This is a genomic window from Pseudomonas sp. AM4(2022), assembly GCF_036346515.1.
Taxonomy (GTDB): Bacteria; Pseudomonadota; Gammaproteobacteria; order Pseudomonadales; family Pseudomonadaceae; genus Aquipseudomonas; species Aquipseudomonas paracarnis.
Genome location: NZ_JAOTNW010000014.1, coordinates 15,301 through 38,514, shown reverse-complemented (window position 1 = coordinate 38,514; position 23,214 = coordinate 15,301). Strand labels below are relative to the sequence as shown.

Annotated in this window: 24 protein-coding genes; 7 read left to right on the top strand and 17 right to left on the bottom strand. The window is 60.6% G+C overall.

Annotation, left to right across the window (positions count from 1 at the left end):
• Positions 1-26 precede the first annotated feature (26 nt).
• The gene (locus ODQ19_RS19220) at positions 27-287 is read right to left on the bottom strand and encodes a hypothetical protein (protein ID WP_116665677.1); all 261 of its coding nucleotides are present in this window, start codon (positions 285-287) and stop codon (positions 27-29) included.
• A gap of 344 nt (positions 288-631) precedes the next feature.
• On the opposite strand from ODQ19_RS19220, the gene ODQ19_RS19215 reads away from it, so the two are divergent.
• Positions 632-1,954, top strand: a complete 1,323-nt coding sequence (locus ODQ19_RS19215; protein WP_116665676.1) for a sigma-54 dependent transcriptional regulator — start codon at positions 632-634, stop codon at positions 1,952-1,954.
• Positions 1,955-2,100: 146 nt separating this feature from the next.
• Here the strand turns inward: ODQ19_RS19215 and ODQ19_RS19210 are convergent, their stop codons facing one another.
• The 7 genes from ODQ19_RS19210 to ODQ19_RS19180 form a co-directional block, all read right to left on the bottom strand.
• On the bottom strand, positions 2,101-3,408 hold the full coding sequence (locus ODQ19_RS19210) for a hypothetical protein (RefSeq protein WP_330210951.1): 1,308 nt from the start codon (positions 3,406-3,408) through the stop codon (positions 2,101-2,103).
• 49 nt (positions 3,409-3,457) lie between these two features.
• Positions 3,458-4,201 (bottom strand): hypothetical protein, encoded by a 744-nt coding sequence (locus ODQ19_RS19205; RefSeq protein ID WP_116665674.1) that lies wholly within the window; start codon positions 4,199-4,201, stop codon positions 3,458-3,460.
• 37 nt (positions 4,202-4,238) lie between these two features.
• Entirely contained in the window at positions 4,239-4,919 is a 681-nt protein-coding gene (locus ODQ19_RS19200) for a C39 family peptidase (protein WP_019817800.1), read from the bottom strand.
• Between the two features lie 62 nt (positions 4,920-4,981).
• On the bottom strand, positions 4,982-5,716 hold the full coding sequence (locus ODQ19_RS19195; protein WP_330210950.1) for a hypothetical protein: 735 nt from the start codon (positions 5,714-5,716) through the stop codon (positions 4,982-4,984).
• 68 nt (positions 5,717-5,784) lie between these two features.
• The gene (locus ODQ19_RS19190; RefSeq protein WP_330210949.1) at positions 5,785-6,336 is read right to left on the bottom strand and encodes an adhesin; all 552 of its coding nucleotides are present in this window, start codon (positions 6,334-6,336) and stop codon (positions 5,785-5,787) included.
• Entirely contained in the window at positions 6,336-6,794 is a 459-nt protein-coding gene (locus ODQ19_RS19185) for a hypothetical protein (RefSeq protein WP_116665671.1), read from the bottom strand. The genes ODQ19_RS19190 and ODQ19_RS19185 overlap by 1 nt, the downstream gene beginning before the upstream one ends.
• Positions 6,795-7,108: 314 nt before the next feature.
• A complete protein-coding gene (locus ODQ19_RS19180) occupies positions 7,109-8,107 on the bottom strand; it encodes a FecR family protein (RefSeq protein ID WP_330210948.1) in 999 nt (332 codons plus the stop codon).
• A gap of 149 nt (positions 8,108-8,256) precedes the next feature.
• Between ODQ19_RS19180 and ODQ19_RS19175 the strand changes: the two genes are divergently transcribed.
• Together ODQ19_RS19175 and ODQ19_RS19170 are read left to right on the top strand one after the other, a co-directional pair.
• On the top strand, positions 8,257-8,526 hold the full coding sequence (locus ODQ19_RS19175) for a PepSY domain-containing protein (protein ID WP_014718736.1): 270 nt from the start codon (positions 8,257-8,259) through the stop codon (positions 8,524-8,526).
• 195 nt (positions 8,527-8,721) lie between these two features.
• Positions 8,722-9,747 (top strand): Ldh family oxidoreductase, encoded by a 1,026-nt coding sequence (locus ODQ19_RS19170; RefSeq protein ID WP_116665667.1) that lies wholly within the window; start codon positions 8,722-8,724, stop codon positions 9,745-9,747.
• A gap of 41 nt (positions 9,748-9,788) precedes the next feature.
• On the opposite strand, the gene ODQ19_RS19165 is transcribed toward ODQ19_RS19170, so the two are convergent.
• Positions 9,789-10,109, bottom strand: a complete 321-nt coding sequence (locus ODQ19_RS19165; RefSeq protein ID WP_019817806.1) for a DUF883 family protein — start codon at positions 10,107-10,109, stop codon at positions 9,789-9,791.
• A gap of 164 nt (positions 10,110-10,273) precedes the next feature.
• Here ODQ19_RS19165 and ODQ19_RS19160 point away from each other — a divergent pair, with 164 nt between their 5' ends.
• Positions 10,274-10,528, top strand: a complete 255-nt coding sequence (locus tag ODQ19_RS19160) for a hypothetical protein (RefSeq protein WP_003190904.1) — start codon at positions 10,274-10,276, stop codon at positions 10,526-10,528.
• On the opposite strand, the gene ODQ19_RS19155 is transcribed toward ODQ19_RS19160, so the two are convergent.
• A complete protein-coding gene (locus ODQ19_RS19155) occupies positions 10,500-11,420 on the bottom strand; it encodes a LysR family transcriptional regulator (RefSeq protein WP_330210947.1) in 921 nt (306 codons plus the stop codon). The two genes, ODQ19_RS19160 and ODQ19_RS19155, sit on opposite strands and share 29 nt — an antisense overlap.
• A gap of 91 nt (positions 11,421-11,511) precedes the next feature.
• Between ODQ19_RS19155 and ODQ19_RS19150 the strand changes: the two genes are divergently transcribed.
• Positions 11,512-12,438 carry a carbon-nitrogen hydrolase family protein gene (locus tag ODQ19_RS19150; RefSeq protein ID WP_330210946.1) on the top strand — a complete coding sequence of 309 codons (927 nt, stop codon included), beginning with the start codon at positions 11,512-11,514 and terminating at the stop codon, positions 12,436-12,438.
• A 174-nt stretch (positions 12,439-12,612) separates the two neighbouring features.
• Here ODQ19_RS19150 and ODQ19_RS19145 read toward each other — a convergent pair whose 3' ends face one another.
• Positions 12,613-13,074: an LEA type 2 family protein gene (locus tag ODQ19_RS19145; protein WP_116668210.1), complete on the bottom strand. Its 462-nt coding sequence runs from the start codon at positions 13,072-13,074 to the stop codon at positions 12,613-12,615.
• Between the two features lie 12 nt (positions 13,075-13,086).
• Positions 13,087-14,517 carry a nucleobase:cation symporter-2 family protein gene (locus ODQ19_RS19140; protein WP_003190912.1) on the bottom strand — a complete coding sequence of 477 codons (1,431 nt, stop codon included), beginning with the start codon at positions 14,515-14,517 and terminating at the stop codon, positions 13,087-13,089.
• Positions 14,518-14,750: 233 nt separating this feature from the next.
• Between ODQ19_RS19140 and ODQ19_RS19135 the strand changes: the two genes are divergently transcribed.
• Positions 14,751-16,376, top strand: coding sequence for a methyl-accepting chemotaxis protein (locus ODQ19_RS19135; RefSeq protein WP_330210945.1), 1,626 nt, complete (start codon positions 14,751-14,753; stop codon positions 16,374-16,376).
• 123 nt (positions 16,377-16,499) lie between these two features.
• On the opposite strand, the gene ODQ19_RS19130 is transcribed toward ODQ19_RS19135, so the two are convergent.
• The 5 genes from ODQ19_RS19130 to ODQ19_RS19110 form a co-directional block, all read right to left on the bottom strand.
• Entirely contained in the window at positions 16,500-17,477 is a 978-nt protein-coding gene (locus ODQ19_RS19130) for a 2-hydroxyacid dehydrogenase (protein ID WP_330210944.1), read from the bottom strand.
• On the bottom strand, positions 17,474-18,766 hold the full coding sequence (locus ODQ19_RS19125; protein ID WP_330210943.1) for an MFS transporter: 1,293 nt from the start codon (positions 18,764-18,766) through the stop codon (positions 17,474-17,476). The genes ODQ19_RS19130 and ODQ19_RS19125 overlap by 4 nt, the downstream gene beginning before the upstream one ends.
• A gap of 45 nt (positions 18,767-18,811) precedes the next feature.
• Entirely contained in the window at positions 18,812-19,753 is a 942-nt protein-coding gene (locus ODQ19_RS19120; protein ID WP_330210942.1) for a sugar kinase, read from the bottom strand.
• A complete protein-coding gene (locus ODQ19_RS19115) occupies positions 19,746-20,528 on the bottom strand; it encodes a sugar phosphate isomerase/epimerase family protein (protein ID WP_330210941.1) in 783 nt (260 codons plus the stop codon). Before ODQ19_RS19115 ends, ODQ19_RS19120 begins: the two co-directional genes overlap by 8 nt.
• A gap of 84 nt (positions 20,529-20,612) precedes the next feature.
• Positions 20,613-21,674 (bottom strand): LacI family DNA-binding transcriptional regulator, encoded by a 1,062-nt coding sequence (locus tag ODQ19_RS19110; protein WP_330210940.1) that lies wholly within the window; start codon positions 21,672-21,674, stop codon positions 20,613-20,615.
• A gap of 261 nt (positions 21,675-21,935) precedes the next feature.
• Between ODQ19_RS19110 and ODQ19_RS19105 the strand changes: the two genes are divergently transcribed.
• A complete protein-coding gene (locus ODQ19_RS19105) occupies positions 21,936-23,180 on the top strand; it encodes a hypothetical protein (RefSeq protein WP_330210939.1) in 1,245 nt (414 codons plus the stop codon).
• Positions 23,181-23,214: the final 34 nt, after the last annotated feature.

Sequence of the window (23,214 nt, the reverse complement as noted above, 5' to 3'; positions counted from 1 at the left end):
CTTGGGCTGGAAGTTGCTGCATGCAATTACTTCGGCATTGCCCAGTGTTGCAACTGGTGGCCATCTTTATCGAGCTCGGCGCGGGCCTGCAATAACAGGTTTTCAAGTTGGGCCGGGTCGGTATACGCAGTGGAGGACAGCTGTTTGCTGCCGATGCGGGTATTGGTACGGTCGATGACGCTCAGGCTGAGGGCGCCAACGCCATCGTGCCAGGCCACGCACTGAAAGGGCTGGAAAGCACGGTCTGCAATCAAAAGAGCTTCGTTGATGCGCAGCGGAGCGTTCATTTGGGTCTTCTCTCTGTATGCCCATTCAAGTGAGTACCGGCGGTTGGGCTGACCGTGCGGTGGGTTACTTGTACTGATGCACGATGGTGGGGTGCGGGTCACATGCTAGGGCAAGAAATTTTAACTTTCCCTGATTGACGTCATGTAAGCGGCTGTTTTGAAAGCGCCATAAGCCTTTCACTGGCGAGCAACTTCTGGCGTGCTACGAAACAGGCATGGCTTTTTGCCCACACTTATAGCGAAATGGTACAAGGTAAGCGTCAAGATCTTGCTAGGGTTACCAACAGTCGCCACAAACTGTTGTTTCTAAATAACTTTAACAATATTGGCGCCAAGGAATAGTCATGATTGCGACACCCGCCCAACGCCGCTTATTGGTGGTCGACCCCTGTGACGACTGCCACGGGCTACTACCCGGGTTACGCACTGCCGGCTGGGAAGTAGACAGCTGTGCCTTGGAGGCTGTGGGGGAGCGCTCCTGCGATGTGGGCCTGCTGCGCTTGCAGCGGGATCACCTGGAGCGCCCCGAAGCGGTCAAGGAGTTGATTGGTCGCAGTGGCACCGAGTGGATCGCCGTGCTCAGCCAGGATGTGCTGCGCTTGCAGAATGTCGGCGATTTTGTCTGCGAATGGTTTTTCGACTTCCATACCTTGCCCTTCGATGTGTCCCGGGTGCAGGTGACCCTGGGTCGCGCGTTCGGCATGGCGCGCCTGCGCGGCAAGGGCTACGCCCCGGTGGATGAGCCCCACGAGTTGCTGGGCGAGAGCCGCCCCATTCGTGAGCTGCGCAAATTGTTGTCCAAGTTGGCGCCCACGGAGTCCCCAGTGTTGATCCGCGGTGACAGCGGAACGGGCAAAGAGCTGGTGGCCAAGACCTTGCATCGCCAATCCCAGCGGCATGCCAAACCCTTTGTTGCGATCAATTGCGGGGCCATCCCTGAACACCTGATCCAGTCCGAGCTGTTTGGCCACGAAAAAGGCGCGTTTACCGGCGCACATCAGCGCAAGATCGGGCGTATTGAAGCGGCCAACGGCGGCACCCTGTTCCTCGATGAAATCGGCGACCTGCCGATGGAGCTGCAAGCCAACCTGTTGCGCTTTCTTCAAGAAAAACACATCGAACGCGTTGGCGGCAGCCAGCCGATCCCGGTGGATGTACGGGTGTTGGCCGCCACCCACGTCAACCTTGAGGCTGCGGTGGAGAAGGGCGCTTTTCGCGAAGACCTGTATTACCGTCTGAATGTGCTGCAAGTGGTCACCGCGCCGTTGCGCGAACGCCATGGCGACGTGGCGATGCTGGCCAACCACTTTTCACGTTTCTACAGCCAGGAAACCGGGCGGCGCCCGCGCAGTTTTAGCGAAGAGGCCTTGGTGGCGATGGGGCAACACCCGTGGCCGGGCAATGTGCGTGAACTGGCCAACCGCGTGCGCCGCGGCCTGGTGCTGGCCGAAGGGCGGCAGATCGAAGCGGTTGACCTGGGGCTGCAAGGCCAACAAGTCATGTCGGCGCCGATGGCGACATTGGAAGACTATAAACACCGCGCCGAACGTCAGGCGCTGTGCGATGTGCTCAACCGGCACAGCGACAACCTCAGTGTCGCCGCCCGCGTGCTAGGGATTTCCCGGCCGACGTTCTACCGGTTGCTGCACAAACACCAGATCCGCTAGGGCCGATAGCGCCCCAAGGCCCTCTGTAGGAGCGAGCTTGCTCGCGAAAAACGTCAACGATAACGCGTGCTTCCTGAATGAACGCGGCGCCTATGAGTTTTTCGCGAGCAAGCTCGCTCCTACATTTTTTTGCGTTCGCCTCTCGATCAGAAGTAATACGGGAATTTCAGGCTGAACGTAAAGTCCGGCGCATCATCGGTCATGCCAATCGCCAGGTTCGGCACGATGGTCAGGTTATCCGAAGCAGCAATCGTCATCCCCACGTTGAAATAGCCAGCGTTGGCATCGCTGGACACCACCGACTGCCAATCGCCGCCATCCGGCTTGAGCTTGCTCTTGCGCTGCACCAGGTCGGAAACCGAGAACGACATGCTCATCTTCTCGTTCAGGGCAAAGGCGACGCCGACCCCGAACTGGAAGCTGTCGCCCAGGCGTACCTTGCCTCCCACCTTCTGATTGACTTGACTGCTGATGTCATCGAAAGAGTCTTCAAAGTTATGGGTGTACGACAACGAACCGAACAGCACGGCCGGGTCGAAGGTCTTGACCAGGGAGATGCCCGGTGTGACCGACCAGACCCCGTTGCCCGTAGGCAGGCTTTCGGGCACGTAGAGGTTGTCGTTGTTCGGTTGCTGGACCAATTTGATGCCGAAGGGCTCCTTGCCGGTCGGTGCCTTGACGCGCACCGACACCACCGCATCCGGCAAGGTCGAGGTTTCGTCGAGGAACTTGTACGCCACCCCAAAGTTGACATCGCCGATGGTCGGGTCGCGGGTCACGGAGCCTTCGGAGGTGGCGGTGGCGTCGTTGCCGGCGCCCCCCGACTGGTAGGTGGACTCGCGGTACACCACCGGCACGTTCAGGTCGAACTGCCAGCGGTTGTCGACGTTGTAGCGCCCGGTGAGGTCCAGGGTCCAGCTGTCGGACTTGATCCGGTCCAGGTTGATGTTGCCCAGGAAAATCGAGTCCAGCGCCAGGAAACCATTGAGTGTCAACTGGCGCGCGTCATAACGGGCATAGGTGATGCCGGTTTCCACGCTGAACTTGCCATTGCCGAAAAAGCCGCTGGCCTCGTTGTACAGGTTGCTCACACTTTGCGCAGGGGCCGAGTCGTCCTTGAGAGCCTGGCCGTAGGAGCTGCCACCCCCGCCAGCGCCACCAGATGCCGCGGCGGCGCCCGTACCGCTAGCCGCGACAGTGTTAGCGCCGTTCTTGAAGTCGGCCGGTGATTTGGCCAGGCGCCTGGGGGCGGGCGTCGCCGGTTGGTCCTCGACCTGACGCACACGTTGCTCCAGCACGGCCAGGGCTTTTTGCTGCACGTCGTAGCGTTGCTTGAGTTCCAGGAGTTCCTTCTTCAGGGTTTCGATGTCAGCGTCTGGCGCGGCATACAGCACGGATGCGGGCAAGAGCGTACTCAAACAAATCACCGCACGTAGCGATAACGATCGATGCATGAAATAAGCCGTCCTTTTCTAATGCGAAAGTGTCGAGGGTCAGCGTAGTTCAATAACCGAGCGTGCGTAGGCCTTTGAGTTGATCCAGGTTGCAGTTCAACGCGGCGTTGTTCAGCCCGTTATTGTTCATCACGACATTGATCTGAGTGATGTTTCTGACAAGGTTGCTATCGCCGGTCAATACCGTGCCCTGCAGCACATTCCCCGCGCCGATCTGTTGCAGGCTGTTGCCCTGGTTGTGATTGGCCTGGATGGCCATCTGCACGCCGCCACTGTTGGCCGATACGCTGACACGGCCCGCGGCGCTGTCCCCTGTCACTGTGCCGCCTGCCACAAGCACCTGGCCGGACTGCAGGTTATTGGCGGGGGTAACTCCATTTTCGACGTTGATGCCCACATTGTTGTAGGCGGCGTTGCCATCGCCGGCGGTGCGTACACTTTGGGTCACGCCCTGGCCGCTTCCGAGGCCGGCACCACCGACCACATTTCCGGTGCCTGTGTTGGGGCGCGTGCCGGTACCGGTCGAGCCGGTGGTTTGCACGTAGAACTGTGGCGTAATGGTGGTCTTGTCGATCTGCATGTTGGCCGTGCCGGTGATGTTGTCACCGACGGCATTGGTCCAGGTGCTGCTCATGACAATGCCAAAGCTGATGATGCGCCCCGGCATCACGTAACGGCCACGCAGCTCGGCCATTTCGGCGTCCTTGAGTTCGATGGGCTTGAACCCCGAGGACGCATAAGCAGGCATTGAGGCGGCCAGACACAAGACCGTCAGCCAACGGGAAGTGTTCATCTGCTGCTCCTGGGGCGTCCTGCCCCTTATTGCGCTTCTAGAAGAAGTCGCTCTGGATAAAACCGAAATCCATCAGCTCGGCATCGCCCACAGGCCGGAACTCATTCATCTGGCTCTTGGCGGTCAGCGGCAGGGGCGGGTCGAGCAACACGTTGGCCTTGTCGTAACCCTCGCCCAGTACGGCGAAGACAATGCCATTCCAGCCTTTGACGAAATCGTCATGGGAATAGCGCTTGTGGCCCAATACGGGGTCGCCGATGTACACCCAGTCCTTGTCGGCCCGTTGCAACACCACGAAGTGCTTGTAGCCGCGGATTTCCAGCAGCACCACCACGGGGATTTTCACGGTCAGCAGGGTCTCGGGCGCGATCTTGTAGCCCCGGGCACGCATGCCGATGCTTTCGAGGTAGCGCTTCATGTCCAGCATGGAAAAACCCTGGGTTCGTACCAGGTCCTGGTCGGCGGTGACCAGCATGCCTTTGATGATGTGTGCTTCGTCGACGTCCAGCCAATAGGCCTGGCGCAGGATGGTGGCGAGTGCCGCGGCACCGCAGCTGAAATCGGTTTTCTGTTCCACCAGGTTGGCGAACCGGCGCTCGCGAATACTCTCGACCTTCTTGAAAATCACCGCACCGCCGGGCATGGCGGAGATTGCCATGGTGCCTGCCCAGGTCGTGCCGGTGAGCAACATCAAGAGGGTAAGGGTCGCGATACGCATGATCGAATGACCTGTTGGACACTGGAATAAAAAAAGGGCCTTGTCGCCAAGGCCCCGTTGAATCAGAAGCGCACACCGCTGGCGCAGACGCTGCAACCTTGGCCGATCGACAGGCTGTTGCTGCCTTGGTTGCCCGCACCGGATTGCAGGTTGACACCTACGTTGCCGGAGTTGCGGTTAACCGAGTTGTCGAGGCTTGCGTTGTTGGACACGTACTGAGGCTTGCCATAACCATGGCTGCTGGCGGCCGTGTTCAGGTAGCTGTTGTTGAGCGAATTCTGCTCGGTGTTGGAAGCCGCTGCGATGTTCTTGCCGTCAGCGGTGGTGATGGCCAGGTTGTTTTTACCCTGGTTGCCCTGGCCGGCCTGGCCGTTGTAACCCACGTTGCCCGAGTTGCCGGTGATGGAACCGTCCAGAGAGGCGTTGTTTTGCGTGCCTTTGTTGACGAAGTTGTTATGCGAGCTGCCTTGGTCGACATCGATCACTGCAAACACGGTGGCGAAGTCGCCTTTGGCACTGGAGATGGCGCCGGCGTTGTCAGCCTGGTTGCCGGAACCTGATTGTGCGTTGACCCCGACATTACCGCTGTTGCTATTTACCGAGTTGTCGGCTGACGCGTTGTTCTCGGTGTTGGTGTCGTCGAATTTGTTGTGTGAGCTTTTTTGTACGTCAGTGACCACAGCGGCCACAGTACCGGTAGGTTGTGGGGTTGGATGCCAGCCACCCGCTTGAGCAGCAGCAGCCATGAGTGCGGCGAGAGCGAAAACCATTGGTTTCAGAGCCATTTGAGGTTTCATGGTGTTTCTCCTTGCTTCTAATTAGTTGGTTAAGTGTTGGTACGGTCTAACGAACGTCTACCAAGCGGTTACTTGATAGTGATGCCCAGGGTGTTAGCCACTCGGTTCCCCACCCCGGCACTCTGGTTCACCTGTGTCACTCCTCGGCTGCCGGTGAAGGCCTGGTCGCTGGTCACGACCTGGCGGCTGCCAGTGGTGGGGGTGAGCCCTGAGTCGGTTGTCAGCGTCGTCGTGTTCTGTTGCAACAGGACGCTGTCATCGATGCTCTGCGGGCCAGGGTTGAGGCTGATCCGCACAGCGTTGATGGATTGGTTATTAGCCCCGGCAGACTGGTTGATGCCCAGCACACCGTTGCCACTGCTGAATGAGTTGCCCTGGATCGCGGCCTTAGCGTTCAGGGACGGGTCGACCTTGCCGTCGACGCGCTGGATGTCGACGTTGGTGGCCTGGCCACCGAGCGCGATGGCGCGGCTGTTGGACATTTGTTGCCCCGTGCCGGCGGCCTGGTTGATCGACAGCACACCGTCGTATTGCTGGCCGCTGTGGTTGATCACGGCGCTGTTGTCGGCCATTGCCGAGGCGCTGCCCAGCAGGGCAAGTACTAACAGGGCGCGCTTCATCACTTGCCCCCCATCATGCTGCCGAGGTTGTTCAACGGCGCCATGCCACGCTGGACCGAGTCGCTGATCTGCCCGCCCATGCTGCTGCCGCTGCCCGCACCATGGCCTGCCGCTGCGCCAGCGCCAAGTGTCGACATGCTGTTTTGGGTGGCGCCCAGGCCCGACAAGCTGCCGTTGGGCTGCAGGGAGCGGGCGAGGCTGGAACCACTGCTGATGCCGCCGATGTCCCTGTCACTGAGTTCGCCGGTCAGGGCGCTGTTGATCTCTTTGCTGGGGTTGGCGTTGGCGGTATTGGGGTAGGGGTCGGGCAGGGAGGTGCGCCCGTACATGTGGCCCTGCACCGTACGCCCGGTCACGATCACACCGTCACCTGCCTGGCTCGTCAGGCTGACACCTGCACTGAGCACGCAACTGATCAGCAGTACGTTTATCGACGAGGCGTGTGTGAATGTGTTCACGGCGGCAGTCCTTATTCTTAACGCTGACCCTAAACAGCGTTGTCAGGGAAAGAGCAGAAGGCGTGCCGCTTTTTATTAGATGTTGATATTCAAGGGGTTGGGCTTAAGTCGAGGCAAAGTGATGGCAACCCTGTTTCAGGTTTGAAACAGTCGTGGCCGCTTGAGATATGCCTGTGCTCACCTCACGCTGTCTCAGCGATGTAACACTGCCTGTGACAGAACCATGAATCCGCACACGGCGGGCGATGCAGGTGAGGGAGGTGTTTCAAAAATGGACACCCGCGGCCCAAACGTACCGCTTCGTGGAAGCGGGCTCAGCCCTTGGGGGTTTTACGCGGAATGGAATTGAGCACGGGGTTGCCGTCCTGGTTTTGGGTCAGGTAGACCGGCAACACCTTGGGCAGGGAGGGCACGAGGTTGTTGACCTCGTTGATATTGTAGATACCGCCGATGCGAATCGCTCCGGTACTGGCGTCTGCGAGCATCACCGGCTTTTTCAGGTAGCGGTTGATCAGGGGCAAGGCGTCCGTGAGGGTCAGGTTGTCGAGCACCAGCTTGCCCTGGCGCCATGCCAGCGCGGTGTCATCGGGATTAATAGCGGCGACCTGCGGGGTGGCGTCACCCTGGCGGAAACTGGCTTGCATGCCTGGGCTAAGCGGCACACTGGCATGCTCGCCGTCGCTGGAGATCTGCACCGAGCCCTCCAGTAACATCACCCGCACCTGATCTTCATATTCCCAGACATTGAACTGCGTGCCGGTCACTCGCACCTGGCCTTCGCCGGCCCGCACGATAAACGGGTGGTTACTGTCGTGGGTGACGTTGAAGAACGCTTCGCCCTTTTTCAGGGTGACACGGCGCTGGTCCTTGTAATGGCTGTAGACCAACTCGGTGCCCAGGTTCAAATCCACTTGGCTGCCATCGCCCAGGGTGACTTTTTTCAAGCCATTGGCTGCTTCGAACCGTTCATATGAGCTGGGCAACCAGCCCGCTTCCCAGCCGGTGAAGGCAGCAAGCGGCAATGCCGCCAGGCACACCGCTGCGGCCACCGCGTAGGTGCGCATGCGGCTGCGCGGCTTCTTGAGGGGGACCACCACCGCCTCAGGCTTGTCGCGGGGCAGATGATCGGCCACGTCCCAGATCTCAAGCATGGCCGCATATTCGAAGGCGTGCAGCGGATGGGCATCGTGCCACTGGGTAAAAGCCTGACGTTCGCCCGCCGTGCAATCTGCAGCATGCAGGCGCATGCACCAATGCGCGGCGGCGTCGGTGATGGCGTCATATTCGGTTTCTGAAAGGGGCTTTTCGCTCATTAACTCATCCTGATTTCCCACATTCTAACCTCCCAAGGTGGACGGCGAGAACCGCCATCATGGCGATTGCACATCAATTGGAACTTATTCTTGTTTGCGTGCGCCTAAAAAATCAGGAATTAACCTGTCGTCCACTATGGAGTACGAAAATGTTGAAGAAAACCTTGATCGCCCTGTGTGCTACTTCCGCGCTATTGAGCGCTGGCGCCGCCATGGCCGACAAGCCGGGTGCAGGCTGGATCACCATTGAGAAAGCCATCGAGGTGGCGAAAACCAAGGCCGGCTACATTGAGGTCTACGCCGCTGAAGCGGATGACAATGGCTATTGGGAAGTCAAAGGCCGCAAGTCCGATGGCATCGTGTATGAGGCGCGCATCGACGGCGCTTCCGGCAACGTGCTGCGTGACCAGAAAGACTGATTGACCCGCTGGGGGCCTGCTCAGGCCCCCACATCAGAAGAGAGACCACCGACGCTCTGCGTCGAGTGAGTAGACGTGCATCTCTGGCCGGCAGGCGCAATTCTGCAAGTTGACAGCGGGCGTCGTGCGTGGTGTCTAATCGATTGTCTGGATCTCCATTCGTTGCCCCTTCCAATCATAAAAACGGAGCTTCAAATGTCTGCGCAGTCTCCGACCGTTTCAACGTCCATCGACTTCAAAGAGCTTGTGGCATTGCTGCAACAGGTTTTCGTCAAGCACGGCACCTCGCATGAGGTGGCTGGCGTACTCGCCCATAATTGCGCCAGTGCTGAACGCGATGGTGCGCACAGCCATGGTGTGTTCCGTATTCCCGGCTACGTGTCCACCCTCAACAGCGGCTGGGTAAATGGCAAGGCTGTGCCGGTGGTTGAGGACGTGGCCTCGGGATTTTTGCGTGTGGATGCCGATAACGGCTTTGCCCAGCCGGCACTGGCGGCGGCGCGCAGCCTCTTGGTGCAGAAGGCGCGCAGCGCCGGGATCGCCTTGCTGGCTATTCGTAACTCTCACCACTTTGCCGCGCTGTGGCCGGATGTAGAGCCCTTTGCCGAGGAGGGGCTGGTGGCCCTGAGCGTGGTCAATAGCATGACGTGCGTGGTGCCCCATGGCGCCGATCGCCCGCTGTTCGGCACTAATCCGATTGCGTTTGCCGCCCCCCGGGCCGATGGGTTCCCTATCGTGTTTGACCTGGCCACCAGCGCCATTGCCCATGGCGATGTGCAGATAGCCGCCCGCAACGGTGAGCGCGTGCCCTTGGGCACCGGTGTTGACAGCCTGGGCCAGCCGACCCAGGACCCCAAGGCCATCCTTGAAGGCGGCGCGTTGCTGCCGTTCGGTGGGCACAAGGGCTCGGCGTTGTCGATGATGGTCGAACTGCTGGCGGCGGCCTTGACCGGCGGCAATTTTTCCTTTGAATTCGACTGGGCCAATCATCCTGGCGCTCGGACACCTTGGACCGGCCAGTTGCTTATTGTGATCGATCCAGCCAAAACTGCCGGGCAAAGCTTCGCCGAGCGCAGCCAGGAACTGGTGCGGCAGATGCATGCGGTGGGGCTGCGGCGGTTGCCGGGGGATAGACGCCATCGCGCACGGGCGAAGTCGTTGCAGGAGGGGATTGTGTTGGACTTGACAGTTCTGCAGCAGTTGCGCGAACTGGCGGAGTGAAATAATGGCGTGGCAGCGGTGCACCGCTGCCACGCCATGGATCAGTTACGGCGACCCAGCAACAGGCCAACCACCAGGCCAAAGCCTGCGGAAATGGCCACGGTCTGCCATGGGTGCCCACCGATGTAAGTCTCGGTGGCATCCACGACCGGCTTGCTGCGTTCACGTACGTTGGACACCGATTCCAGGGCTTGCTTGAGTTTGATGGCAACCTGCTCGCGCAGAGTTTCACCTTCCTCGCCCACCAGGGATGCGCTGCTTTTGAGCAGTTTGTCCGATTCTTCGATCAACGCGCTCAGTTCGCTGAACGCTTGGTCCTTGATTTGATCTTCGACAGCTTGGGCGGCGGTTTTGCGGGCCATTGAGTGACTCCTTGCAGGTGGATGTGGCAGTGAACAATGGAGTATCGGGCGGTGGCAAAAGTTGCAGTTTTTTTGCCGGGGCACTCATCCGAGGCAAAATCCGGATCGGGAACTTTGGACCTACAGTGTAAGATGTCACCTATTTGTGCAGCAGGTAATTCAACATGAGCTTCAATCTCGCCAACAAGACCCTCGCCGAACGCGCCGAGCTGGAAGATGAAAAGTCGCGCCTCTACGACCTGTGGCAAACCAACCTGGGCAAGGCCAAGGGCGAAGCCGCGCGGTTGTTCGGTGAGCGCGCCAAGCGCAAGGGCAAGTGGGCCGAATGGGTGCGTGCCGAACTCGACGGCATGTCGCCGCCGGAGTTTTCCAACATGGTACGCAGTGAAGTCAATAAGCTGATGGCGGCGGCGAAGTAAAGCACGCCACAATCGCTTCGCGCACCTTGAGCAGCAACGGGTCCAGCTGAGCCTGGGTACGCCAGCCCAACTCCACCGGGTAATGCGGCAGCGCCAGCGGGCAGGGCAGCACGCGCAGGCCGGTCATTTGCGCAATGGCGTGGGCCGCATGCCCGGGAATGGTTGCTACTGCGGTACCGCCTTTGAGCAGATACGGCAGCGCGGCGAAGTGGCTGGTGGACGCACACACGTGGCGGCGCAGCCCGTGCGCCGCCAAGCCTTCATCGGTAATGCCGATAAACCCACCTGACGACACCAGCACATGCTCGCGAGTGACAAACCCCTGCAGGTCGATAGTCTCCTGGCCCGGCGCCAGGCTATGGGGGTCTACCAGGCAACGATAGTCACCTTCCCCCAGCACCTGTCGGCTCAGCCTGCGCTCGGTAAAACCGCCCGCGGTAATGGCCAGGTCCAGCGTGCGGTCGAGCAGGGCGGCGGCGACGATCTGGCTGTAGGTCTGGCGAAAGATCACCCGTAGCTTGGGCAGGCGCAGTGCGATGGCCTCCATCAGGCTTCGGCCATAGGCAATCTCGAAGTCATCCGACAGCCCCAGCACCACCGAGCGCCCCTCGTAGTGCAGGTTTTGCGGGCTGATCATCGCCAGGCTCTGGCGGCAGCGATCCAATGCCTCACTGATCACCGGTTTCAACTGGTTGGCCCGCAATGTCGGTGCCAGGCCGCGGCCGGTGCGCACGAACAAAGGGTCGCCGTACAGCTCACGCAAGCGCCGCAAGCCCGCGCTGATCGCCGACTGCGTCACACCCAGGCGCAGCGCCGCACGGCTGGCACTGGACTCGTCGTGCAGGGCTTCGAAGGTTTTGAGCAGGTTCAGGTCAACCTGGGCGATATTCATTTGGCTCATATCATTTAGCACTGAGGTGGGCTTTATTCATGATCGAGTCTGGCCGGAGAATGGGCAACCCCTATCTATCGGAGTGAGCCTGATGCCTGTATCGACTGTCGCAGCCCTGCAAATCGGCGCCTTGCCTGGCGGCAAGGCTGACACCCTGGCGCAGATCCTGGCCTATGAGGATCAAATCCAGCGCAGTGGCGCGCACTTGGTGGTTATGCCCGAGGCGTTGCTGGGCGGCTATCCCAAGGGCGAAAGCTTTGGCACGCAATTGGGGTATCGCCTGCCCGAAGGCCGGGAAGCCTTTGCGCGGTATTTTGCCAATGCCATCGACGTACCGGGGCCAGAGACCGAGGCGCTGGCCGGGTTGTCGGCGCGTACCGGTGCCAGCCTGGTGCTGGGCGTGATCGAACGCAGTGGCAGCACGCTGTACTGCACGGTGTTGTATTTCGAACCCTCGGGCGGCCTGGTGGCCAAGCACCGCAAACTGATGCCGACCGGCACCGAGCGGCTGATCTGGGGCACGGGCGACGGTTCGACCCTGCCGGTGATCGACACCGCAGTGGGGCGTATCGGCGGCGCGGTGTGCTGGGAAAACATGATGCCGTTGTTGCGCACCGCGATGTACGCCAAGGGCGTTCAGGTGTGGTGTGCGCCCACCGTGGACGAGCGCGACATGTGGCAGGTGAGCATGCGCCATATTGCCCATGAAGGGCGTTGCTTTGTGGTCAGTGCCTGCCAGGTGCAGACATCGCCCGAGGCCTTGGGTGTGGAGGTTGCCAATTGGCCGGTGGACCGTCCGTTGATTGCCGGCGGCAGCGTGATCGTCGGGCCCATGGGCGACATTTTGGCGGGGCCATTGGTGGGTGAGGCGGGTTTGTTGACGGCGCAGATCAATACCGATGATCTGGTGCGGGCACGCTACGACTACGACGTAGTGGGGCATTACGCCCGGCCGGATATTTTTGAATTGACGGTGGACGAGCGCGCCAAGCCAGGCGTTCGCTATATCTCTGACTAAACGCAATCAACCTGTGGGAGCTGGCTTGCCTGCGATAGCGGCGTGTCATTCAATTCATCTGTTACTGACGCACCGCCATCGCAGGCAAGCCAGCTCCCACACTAGGTTCCGTTCGCCCACTCTGCGCGGGTGATCACCCAGAGTTCCCGAGGGAAAGTGTCGGTTGGAGGCTGATTACCAAGTGGCGGTGTTCGGCAAGTCCAGGGTGCCACGCTCTACAAAACGCATGGTGCCAAACAAGCCCCCCGCCAGTTTGCCGCGCAGCACGTAGGGCAGGTTGTTCAGGCTTTGGGTCTGGCTCAGGCCCAGGGTCTGGCGCAACACCGAAAACGCCGAAACGCTGACCGGCACCATCAGCACGGTTTCAGAAAAACGTGGGATGCTGCCAGCCTGATCGCTGACGCCAGAAGCGAGTGGCCGGCCATTCACCTCCAGGTCCAGCGCCACGCCGTTGTAGTCGATTGCCGCTTCATTGGGGTTTTGCACCCGCAGCTTCACGGCAAAGCGCACTTCCAGGTCCTGGCTTTGCAGCGGCTCGATGCCCACCACATTGATGTTCACCGGGTCACGGTTGGGGAACAGTGCGCACGCGCTCAAGCTCAGCAGCAACAGCGATAGAACCATGAGCTTGCGCATAGAGAAATGCTCCTACTTTGGGGTGACGTCCGGGTCCTGCATGACCTTGAGGGTAGAGGACTCCGGCTCGAATTCATCTTCTTCCAACTCTATGAACTCTTCGGGCAGGAAAATGTTCAGCAGGATTGCACAGAATGCGCCCACGGTGATCGGCGATTCGAAGATGTTGTGCAGCGCCTTGGGCAGCTCGCGCAGCACTTCCGGCACCGCGGCGACGCCCAGGCCCATGCCGAGGGAGATCGCCACGATCAGCACATTACGCCGATGCAGGCCCGCTTCAGCGAGGATCTTGATGCCGGCCACGGCCACGGTGCCGAACATGATCAGGGTCGCGCCACCCAATACGGGCTTGGGCATCAGTTGCAGCACCGCGCCGATCATCGGGAACAGCCCCAGCAGCACCAGCAGGCCAGCAATGAAGTACGCCACGTAGCGGCTGGCCACGCCGGTCAATTGAATCACGCCGTTGTTCTGGGCAAAGGTCACCATCGGCAGGCTGTTGAAGGTGGCGGCCATTGCAGAGTTGAGACCGTCGGCCAGCAGGCCGGACTTGATGCGCTTGATATACAGCGGGCCCTTGACCGGTTGCTGGGAAATCATCGAGTTGGCGGTCAGGTCACCGGCGGCTTCCAGGGGCGAAATCAGGAAGATCACCGCCACCGGGATAAACGCTACCCAATCGAACGAGAAACCGTACTTGAACGGCACGGGCACGCTGATCAGCGGCACTTGGGGCAGGGCGGCCATGTCGACGCGGCCCAGCAGCCACGCCACTACAAAGCCCAGGGTCAAACCGATCACGATCGAGCCCAGGCGCAGGAACGGGTTGTTGAAGCGGTTGAGCACCACGATGGTCAGCAGCACCAAGGCCGCCAGGCCCATGTTGCCTGCGGCGCCCAGGTCGCTGGCGCCATAGCCGCCAGCCATGTCGGTGACCGCCACCTTGATCAGCGACAAGCCCATCAAGGTGATGATGGTGCCGGTCACCACCGGGGTGATCAGTTTGCGCAGTTTGCCGATGAACTGGCTGAGCACCACTTCGATAAACGCCGCGAAAAAGCAGATGCCAAAGATCGTCGAGAGAATCTCATCGGTGCCGCCGCCCCGGGCTTTGACCATAAACCCGGCGCTCAAAATCACACTGATAAAGGAAAAGCTGGTGCCTTGCAGGCACAACAGCCCCGAACCCACCGGCCCGAAGGTGCGCGCCTGCACAAAGGTGCCAAGCCCCGAGACGAACAGCGCCATGCTCACCAGGTACGGCACTTCGCTTTCCAGCCCCAGTACGCCGCCGACGATCAGGGTGGGCGTGATGATGCCGACAAAACTCGCCAACACATGCTGCAACGCGGCAAAAATCGCGGCGGTGAAGTGCGGGCGGTCTTCCAGGCCGTACATGAGGTCGGATTTATAGCGCGGGCGGGGGGCTTGAGCGTCAGACAAAATGATGGCTCGGGTCAGAAAATGGAGGCGCAGGATGCCAGAAAGTGCCAGGCGCCTGAAGTGTAAAAAAATATTTATAAAGACCCTGCGCTAAAGCCGTGCCCCAGCCGATATCAAGCATAGGCCCACACTACAACGACAACAGTGGTGACCAAGGTCTGGGCAGCGCGTTGACGCTGACGGATCGTTTCGCGGCAAGGACGCTCGCAAACACTACTTCTGAGAGCAGCCCTATGTCCCTCCGTCACCTGAATATTGCCCCTCGCGCGTTTATCGGTTTTGCCTTCATTGCGGTTCTGGTGGTGCTGTTGGGCGTGTTTGCGGTCAACCGTATGACGCAAATGCGCCAATCCTCCCAGGACATGAGCGCCAACCAACTGCCCAGCATGACCCACCTGGGCACCATCACCGAAAACGTGCTGCGCATGCGCATCCTGTCGTTTCGCGTGCTGGTCAATCGCGAACCTGCCGCCCTGCAGGAAGCCGAGACCCGCATTGGCGTGCTGGCTGACAAGGTCAAGACCGCCCAGGCCAAGTACGCCACGCTGCCTGCCGGCCCGGAGGAGGCTGCGCTGTACAAGGCCTTTGGCGTCACCTTGGACAACTACCTCAAAGCCCAGGCCGAGATGGTGGCATTGTCCAAACAAGGCAAGGTCGATGAGATGCGCGCCCTGATCAACAGCCGCATCAAGGACGGCACCGACCAGATGGGCGAGCAACTGAACAAGCTGATCGCCATCAATGCGGCCGATGCCAAGCAAGCCGACGCAGATGCCGGGCAAAGCTACGAGGGCGCGATCACCGGAGTGGTGGCGGTCTCCGTGGTGGCGGCATTGCTCACCGTGTTGCTGGCCTGGTTGCTGACCCGCAGCATCGTGACCCCGTTGCGCAAGGCCGTGGAAGTGGCTGAAACCATTGCCGCCGGCAACCTCAGCAAAACCATCGAGGACGATGGCAAGGACGAACCGGCGCGGTTGCTCAGTGCGCTGTCGACCATGCAAGCCAGCCTGCGCCAGACCATCCAGCACATCGCCGGTTCGGCCACGCAACTGGCTTCGGCGGCGGAAGAGTTGAGCGCGGTCACCGAGGAGGCGTCCCGTGGCCTGCAACAGCAGAACAATGAAATCGACCAGGCCGCCACGGCCGTCAATGAGATGACAGCGGCGGTGGAGGAAGTGGCGCGTAACGCGGTTTCCACCTCCGAGGCGTCCGGGCAGTCCAACCAGGCGGCGCGGGAAGGCCGTGATCGGGTGATGGAAACCGTCGGTGCGATCCAGACCATGACCCAGGACGTGCAGAACACCTCCGCGATGATCGAAGGCCTGGCCGCTCAGGGCCGTGATATTGGCAAGGTGCTGGATGTGATCCGCGCGATTGCCGAGCAAACTAACCTGCTGGCGCTTAACGCGGCGATTGAAGCCGCCCGTGCCGGCGAGGCCGGACGTGGCTTTGCCGTGGTCGCCGATGAAGTGCGCGCCCTGGCCCATCGCACCGCGCAGTCGACCCAGGAAATCGAGAAAATGGTCGCCGGCATTCAGAACGGCACCGGTGAGGCGGTGCAGTCCATGCAACAAAGCAACCAGCGCAGCCAGACCACCCTGGAAATGGCACGCGCGGCCGGCGCTTCACTGGAGCAGATCACGGCGTCCATCAGCCTGATCAACGAACGCAACCTGGTGATTGCCAGCGCTTCGGAAGAACAGGCTCAGGTCTCCCGCGAGGTGGACCGCAACCTGGTCAACATCCGCGACCTGGCAACCCAGTCGGCGGCGGGCGCCAACCAGACCAGCGCGGCCAGCCATGAGCTGTCGAGGTTGGCGGTGGATTTGAATGGGATGGTGGCAAGGTTCGTCGTCTAGCAGCCGCCACAAAACCCTGTGGGAGCTGGCTTGCCTGCGATAGCAATCTAACAGTCAGCACATCATGGTTTGGCTTACCGCTATCGCAGGCAAGCCAGCTCCCACCTTTGCTCTTGTGCTGTGTCAGTGCCTCCATGCCCCTGGATTCACCAAGTTTACCGGCTTTTCGCCAGCCAGTGCCGCCAACAGATTATCCACCGCACACTTGGCCATCGCCTCCCGCGTCTCATGGGTGGCCGAGCCGATATGCGGCGTGGCTACCACATTGTTCAACCGCAACAACGGCGACGCGTGATCCAGCGGCTCCTTCTCAAATACATCCAACCCCGCCGCGCGGATAGTGCGTTGCTGCAACGCTTCCACCAGTGCTGCCTCATCCACCACCTTGCCTCGGGAGATATTGATAAAGATCGTCTCTGGCCCCATCAGCGCAAACTCCTCGGCGCCAATCAACTTCTCGGTCTCAGCGGTCAACGGCAACGTCAGGCAGACAAAATCCGCCTCTTTGAGCAAATCCTTGAGGCTTCGGTACTGCGCGCCAAAGCGCGCCTCCACCGCCGGCTTGGGTGAGTGGCTGTGATAGATGACCGGCATGCCGAAGCCAAAATGGCCGCGCTGGGCCAGGGCTTCGCCGATGCGGCCCATGCCGATGATGCCCAGGGTCTTGCCATGTACATCACTGCCAAAATGCGCCGGGCCGATGTTTTTGTTCCATTGCCCGGCGCGCACCATGTCGGCCAGTTCCACCACGCGCCGGGCTGTCGCCAGGATCAGCGCAAAACCGGTGTCGGCGGTGGTTTCGGTGAGCACATCCGGGGTGTTGCTGAGCAGGATGCCGCGTTGGGTCAGGTAATCGATGTCGTAGTTGTCGACGCCCACCGAGACGCTGGCTACTGCTTCCAGCTTGGGTGCCAGGTCGAGCAACTGGGCATCCAGGCGCAGGCTTGCACCCAACAGGCCATGGGCGGTGGGCAGTGCATCGCGCAGTTTGGCCAGGCCGGTCTCATCCAGTGCATCAATCAGCGTGACCTCGGCCTGCTCATGCAGGCGAGCCATCAGCGGCGCGGAGAGTTTCTTGTACAACACAACGGACTTTTTCATGAGGTCTTTACCTTCAACTCCAGGGTTGGCGCCGGCGCGCGATCACTGGCGCCGGGCTTGAGGAAAATCGTCAGCACCACCGAAAGCAGCAGCGCGCCGCTCATCAGCAGGTACGAAGCGCCGGGCGAGCCGGTGCTGCTGTTGAGGTAACCCACCAGGTACGAGCCACCGAACGAGCCCAGGGCGCCCATGCTGTTGATCAGTGCCATGGCGCCACCGGCGACGTTGGCCGGCAGGATTTCCGGGACAATGGCGAAAAACGGACCATAGGGTGCATACATGCACGCCCCGGCGATCACCAGCAGGGTGTAGGACCACCAGAAGTGTTCGGCGCCCAACACGTAGGACGCGTAGAAGGCAATCGACGCAATCAGCAGGGGCGGCCAGACAAAACGTTTACGTTTTTGCAGCTTGTCTGAACCCCAGGACACCACGAGCATGCCAATCACCGCTGCCAGGTAGGGCAGGGCCGAGAGCCAGCCGGCTTCGACCATGTCCATCTGCAAGCCGGCCTTGAGGATCGATGGCAACCACAGCACGAAGCCGTACACGCCAATGCTCCAGCAAAAAAACTGCAGGGCGAGAATGATCACCTTGGGCGAACGGAACGCCTCGGCGTAGTTCTTCACGGCCTTGATTCCCACCTGCTCGGCGGCGAGGGCGGTTTCCAGGCTGCGCTTTTCGGCGTCGCTCAGCCACTTGGCATCCTTGGGGCGCTCATCGGCCAGCTTCCACCAGATAAACGCCCACAACACCGCCGGCAGGCCCTCGATGATGAACATCCAGCGCCAGCTGAAATGCTGCACCAGGTAGCCCGACACCACCGACATCCACAGCATGGTCACCGGGTTGCCGAGGATCAGGAAGGTGTTGGCCCGCGAGCGTTCGGCACGGGTGAACCAGTGGCACAGGTACACCAGCATGGCCGGCATCACGGCGGCCTCGACCACCCCGAGCATGAAGCGGATGACGATCAGCATGTAGGCGTTGGACACCACGCCGGTCAGCGTCGCCAAGCCGCCCCAGAGGATCAGGCTGACGAAGATCAGTTTCTTGACGCTGCGCTTTTGTGCGTAGATCGCCCCCGGCACCTGGAAGAAAAAGTAGCCAAGGAAAAACAGCGCGCCGAGCAGCGAAGACATGCCCGGCGTGATCATCAGGTCCTCGGCCATGCCGGACGCCGCGGCGAAGCCGTAGTTGGCGCGGTCCAGGTAGGCCAGGCTGTAGGTGATAAACACGATAGGCATGATGTACCACCAGCGACGGGTGGCGAGTTTCACGGTTTCCATGGGGTTGCTCCTGAGCTTGTTGTAGTTGTGGCAACAGGTAATGGGTCACGCAACGGATCGGGTGGGTAGTTCTGCGCGGCTGGGCAAACCTTCCATATCGCCGCGGCTCTGCACGGCGCGGCTGCCGATCCAGTTACCGCGCTGTACGGCCTCGGGGAAGCTTAAGTTTTCCAGCAGGGCGCTGATCATGCCCACGGCAAAGCCATCGCCGGCACCCACGGTATCCACCACCTTGGCCACCGGTATGGCGGCGACAAAACCCTGGTCCATATGGGTGCGGTAATAGGCGCCCTCGGCGCCGAGCTTGATCGCCACGGCTTCGGCGCCCTGGTCGAGATAGAACGCGGCGATGTCTTGCGGGTCGTCAAAACCAGTGAGCAGGCGACCCTCGCCCAAGCCCGGCAGGACCCAGTCGGCCAAAGCGGCCAGGGCATTGATTTCGCGGATCATCTGCGCCTGGCTGGCCCACAGGGACGGGCGCAGGTTCGGGTCGAACGACACGCTGCGCCCGGCCTTGCGCATTTGCGCCATCAGCTCGAACGACAGTGCGCGAGTGGCATCGGACAGCGCTGGCGGAATGCCGGTGGCGTGTAGATGGCGGGCTTGCAGCAGCGCTGGGTGGATGGCATCGATGGACAAGTGGCTGGCCGCCGAGCCTCGGCGAAAATACTCCACTTGAGGATCTGCGCCGGCTTCCTCACGGGACTTGAGTTGAAAGCCGGTGGGGTGCAGCGGGTCGACGGCCACATGGCGGCAATCGAGCCCCTCTTTGGTCAGGGTATCGACCACAAAACGCCCGAGGGAGTCGTTACCCACGCGGCTCAGCCAGGCCACGTTGAACCCCAGGCGCGACAGGCCGATGGCGACGTTGCTGTCGGCGCCGGCAATGCGTTTGTGAAACTGCCCGACCTGGGCCAGGTCGCCGGTCTGTTCGGCGACAAACATCGCCATGGTTTCGCCAAACGAGAGGATATCGATCTCAGACATGGGCGTTCTCCACATGGGGTTGGCCAAGGCGGGCAAGGGTCGTTACCTGTTGTGCGGTGACCTCGATCAGGTCATCGCCCTGCAACGGAAATTCCACCGCCCGAGTAATACCTTGAGTCATGTGTTTAAGCAGTTGTTCCCACAGATGCAGGTCGGTGGCGCCCGGCGGCAAGGCCACGAGCTTGCCGTCAGCGCGACGGGCCACGGCCTTGCAGTGCAGGTAATCCACATGCCGGCCCAGCAACCGCGCAGCAGTGAGCGCGGACTGGTCTTGCCACTGCCAGTTGCCGATGTCGAAGGTCATCTTCACCGGCAGGCCCAGGCGTTCGACTTCGGTGAAAAACCGTTGCATCGGTTCAATGCGCCCGCCGTGCAGGGTTTGGTCGTTTTCCACCAGCAGCTTGACCGGGTGGCGATTGAGCAGGGCGTGCAGGCTTTCCAGATCGTTGGTATCGGTGAAGTAACCGAGCGAGACCTTCAGCCAGCCCGAGCCAAAGGCCTGGGCGCGGTCCAGGGTAGCGGCCAGCTCGGCATTGGGCTGGGCACGGCCGGCGACCCACAGCTCCAAGGGCGAGGAAAATACGGATTCCAGGCCTTGTTCTGCAGCGGCCAGGGCCAGTTCGGCCGGTTGCTCGGTGGTGAGCAGTTCTTCACGCCATTCAATGCGCTGGGCACCGGCGGCGCTCAGCAGCGCGACAAAACTCAATTGACCCTGCTGGCGAACCAGGTCGGCGCCGTAGCTGGAAAGGCTGATGGAGACGGGGTATTTATGCATTGTTGTTTACCTCTGAAACCGGTTTCATTTTTATACGCAAAACAAAATGTGGGAGCGGGCTTGCTCGCGAAGGCGGTGTGTCAGTTAGCGCCAGAGTGGCTGATCTATCGCGTTCGCGAGCAAGCCCGCTCCCACAGGGGATTGTGTCGAGCCGCGAATAATCAGCTCGGGTAAAAAATCCAGGGTGCGCGTGGGGGCGGTATCGCCGCGCAGGCGCTTGAGCAAACAGTCAAAAGCGCTGGCGCCAATCGCTTGCGTCGGTTGGGCGAGGGCGGTAATCCCATTACCCACCAGCGGGTACCAGTCCAGGTCATCCAGGGCGATCAAGCCCACCTCGCCGAACAGGTCGCAGCCCAGCGCCTTGAGTGCACGGGTGCAGGCCAGTGCTGCCACGCCGTTGGCGCAGAACAGTGCCTTGGGGCCGGGTTTGGCGAGAAAGGCTTGCAGACGCTTTTCCAGTTCACCATCCAGTTCAACCACGGCACCTGTCAACGCCGGGTGTTTGGCAATCTCGGTGTTGAAACTCTCCAGACGCTCCAAACGTGAACTGGTGCCATCGGTGGCCTCGCTCACCAGCAGCACGTCGCGGTAACCCTGCTGCTCCAGGTGTTCCACCGCCATACGCACCGCCGCCGGGTTATCCAGGCCCACCAGGTCGCTGTGCAAGGGGGCGACCTTGCGGTCCACTAACACCAGGGGCATTTCCCGTTGCAGTTCCAGCAGTTGGTCGAGGTGATGGCCCAGGGTGTTCACGATCAGCCCTTCGATGTTGTACGAGCGCAGCGCCGCCAGGTGTTGCTGCTCTTGCTCGTCATCGCGGTCGGTGTTGCACACCACCAGGCTGTAGCCGTGCTGGCGGCACGCGGTTTCGACGCCGTGCATCACGGCAATGGAATAGGGGTTGCGGATATCGGCCACCAGCATGCCGATCAGGCGCGTGCGCCCTCGCTTGAGGCCACGGGCCATCTGGTTGGGGCGATAACCGAGTTCGTCGATGGCCTGTTCGATGCGCAGGGCGATGGCATCGGATAGCAGGGCGCGGTCATCACCGATGAAGCGCGACACGCTGGCCTTGGACACGCCCGCGCGCTCGGCGACGTCGAGCATGGTCACGCGGCTGCGCTGGGCGGCGGAAAATGGAGTCACGGCAAAGCCTTTCTTATTGGAATGAGTAACGGGATGAAACCGGTTTCAGAAAACACTAGCCCATCGTCTTCGTCAAGAGAATCTTGGTCGTGTGAAGCCACTGGTCAGCCGGGAGAGCCGACGAGCGGTGGTCCTACCTGTGAGTTTTGACAGTATCGGCTGGGCCAGAGGAGGTGTTCAATGGCCCCAACAGAACCTCTGGTATTGGCATGCTAAGAGCAGGGGGCGGTTTAGAAAATGCTTGAATGACGGGAGGTTTAAATGACTACTTCCACCGCTGGCCAGAGTGCCAATGGGCCTACGGGCTCAGGAGGCATCCTTGTGCTTGAGGCGCCAACAGTCGTCGACGCATTGCCAGATGGATTATTACCCGCTCGATTCAATTTCACTGATCTACGCATCTTGCTTGAGACACCTTGGGCGGTTTTGCCCGGCCCCGGAAGGTTTCAGTACGTGATTTTCGAATGGCATGTCCGAGGTGCCAGGTCCGTTGATACCCCACCCGTTGAGCTGCCTGGCCCACTGACGGATGCCGACTTCCCTCTGTCCATGACGATTCCTCAGGCTTTCCTGCTGAGCAGTGCCATCGTTGACCTGCGCTACCGGATTCATAACACCCGGCCAGATAGCCCGAGTGTCGATACCTCGTCGCCCGTGACGATTAGAATCGACCGCGACGCCCCAGGCGTGGGCAGTCTACTTGCGCCCGCCATTTTTCCGATCGATCCGATCACCCAACCCTATCTGGATGCTAACCCTTTGGTGCGCATGGAGGTCCCCGAGGGCTATCTGGGACGTGAAGTCGGGGACAAGGTGCTGATGTACTTTTCGGATATGAACATGCTGCCAACCGGCCTACCCACTCTGGTTTCGCCACCGCTGACCAGTGATAGCGGCCGCATTTTTGTGGACGTGCCCAATGACGTGTTCCGCGCCTACCCTGGCGCGCTATGGCTTTTCTGTTTTTATCGTTTGGAGGATCGCGCCGGTAATGTGAACCCGACCTTTTCATTGTTGGCGCGGGTCGGGTTGGCAACCGATCTTCCACCCATCCAGTTCACTCGGCCTGAATTTCCTCAGGCTTTGCTTCACCCAAACCGGTTTTTGACCTGCAGCACCCAACCGCCAATCTGGTACGGAGTCGAGGTGGCAATCCCGGCAGACCCGAACATCCAGCACGGGGATTTGATCACGCTGAGGTTCCAGGGGTATGGCCAATATCCGGACGTCGACCCAGATCCGAATGTTGTGGAAACCCTTGAGCATTACTGGGATGCAGTGGCGGATGCATCCGGCTACAACTTCTGGATTCGTGACGTCGAGCGCGTAATCCGGCCATTGAAAATAAATGCCGGTGGAGAAGCAAGCTACCTCGTTTCAAGAGCGGGCACGATTATTGGCCGTTCAGCTTCCAGGTTTGTGCAGTTCGATCGTGTGGTGCCTACATCGCCACCACCGCCCAACCCGGTTTACTGCTGGGAAGGCGGCAATGGTCCCGAGCCCTGAGCCAGGGTGCGAGTTTATTAGAGCATTTTGAACT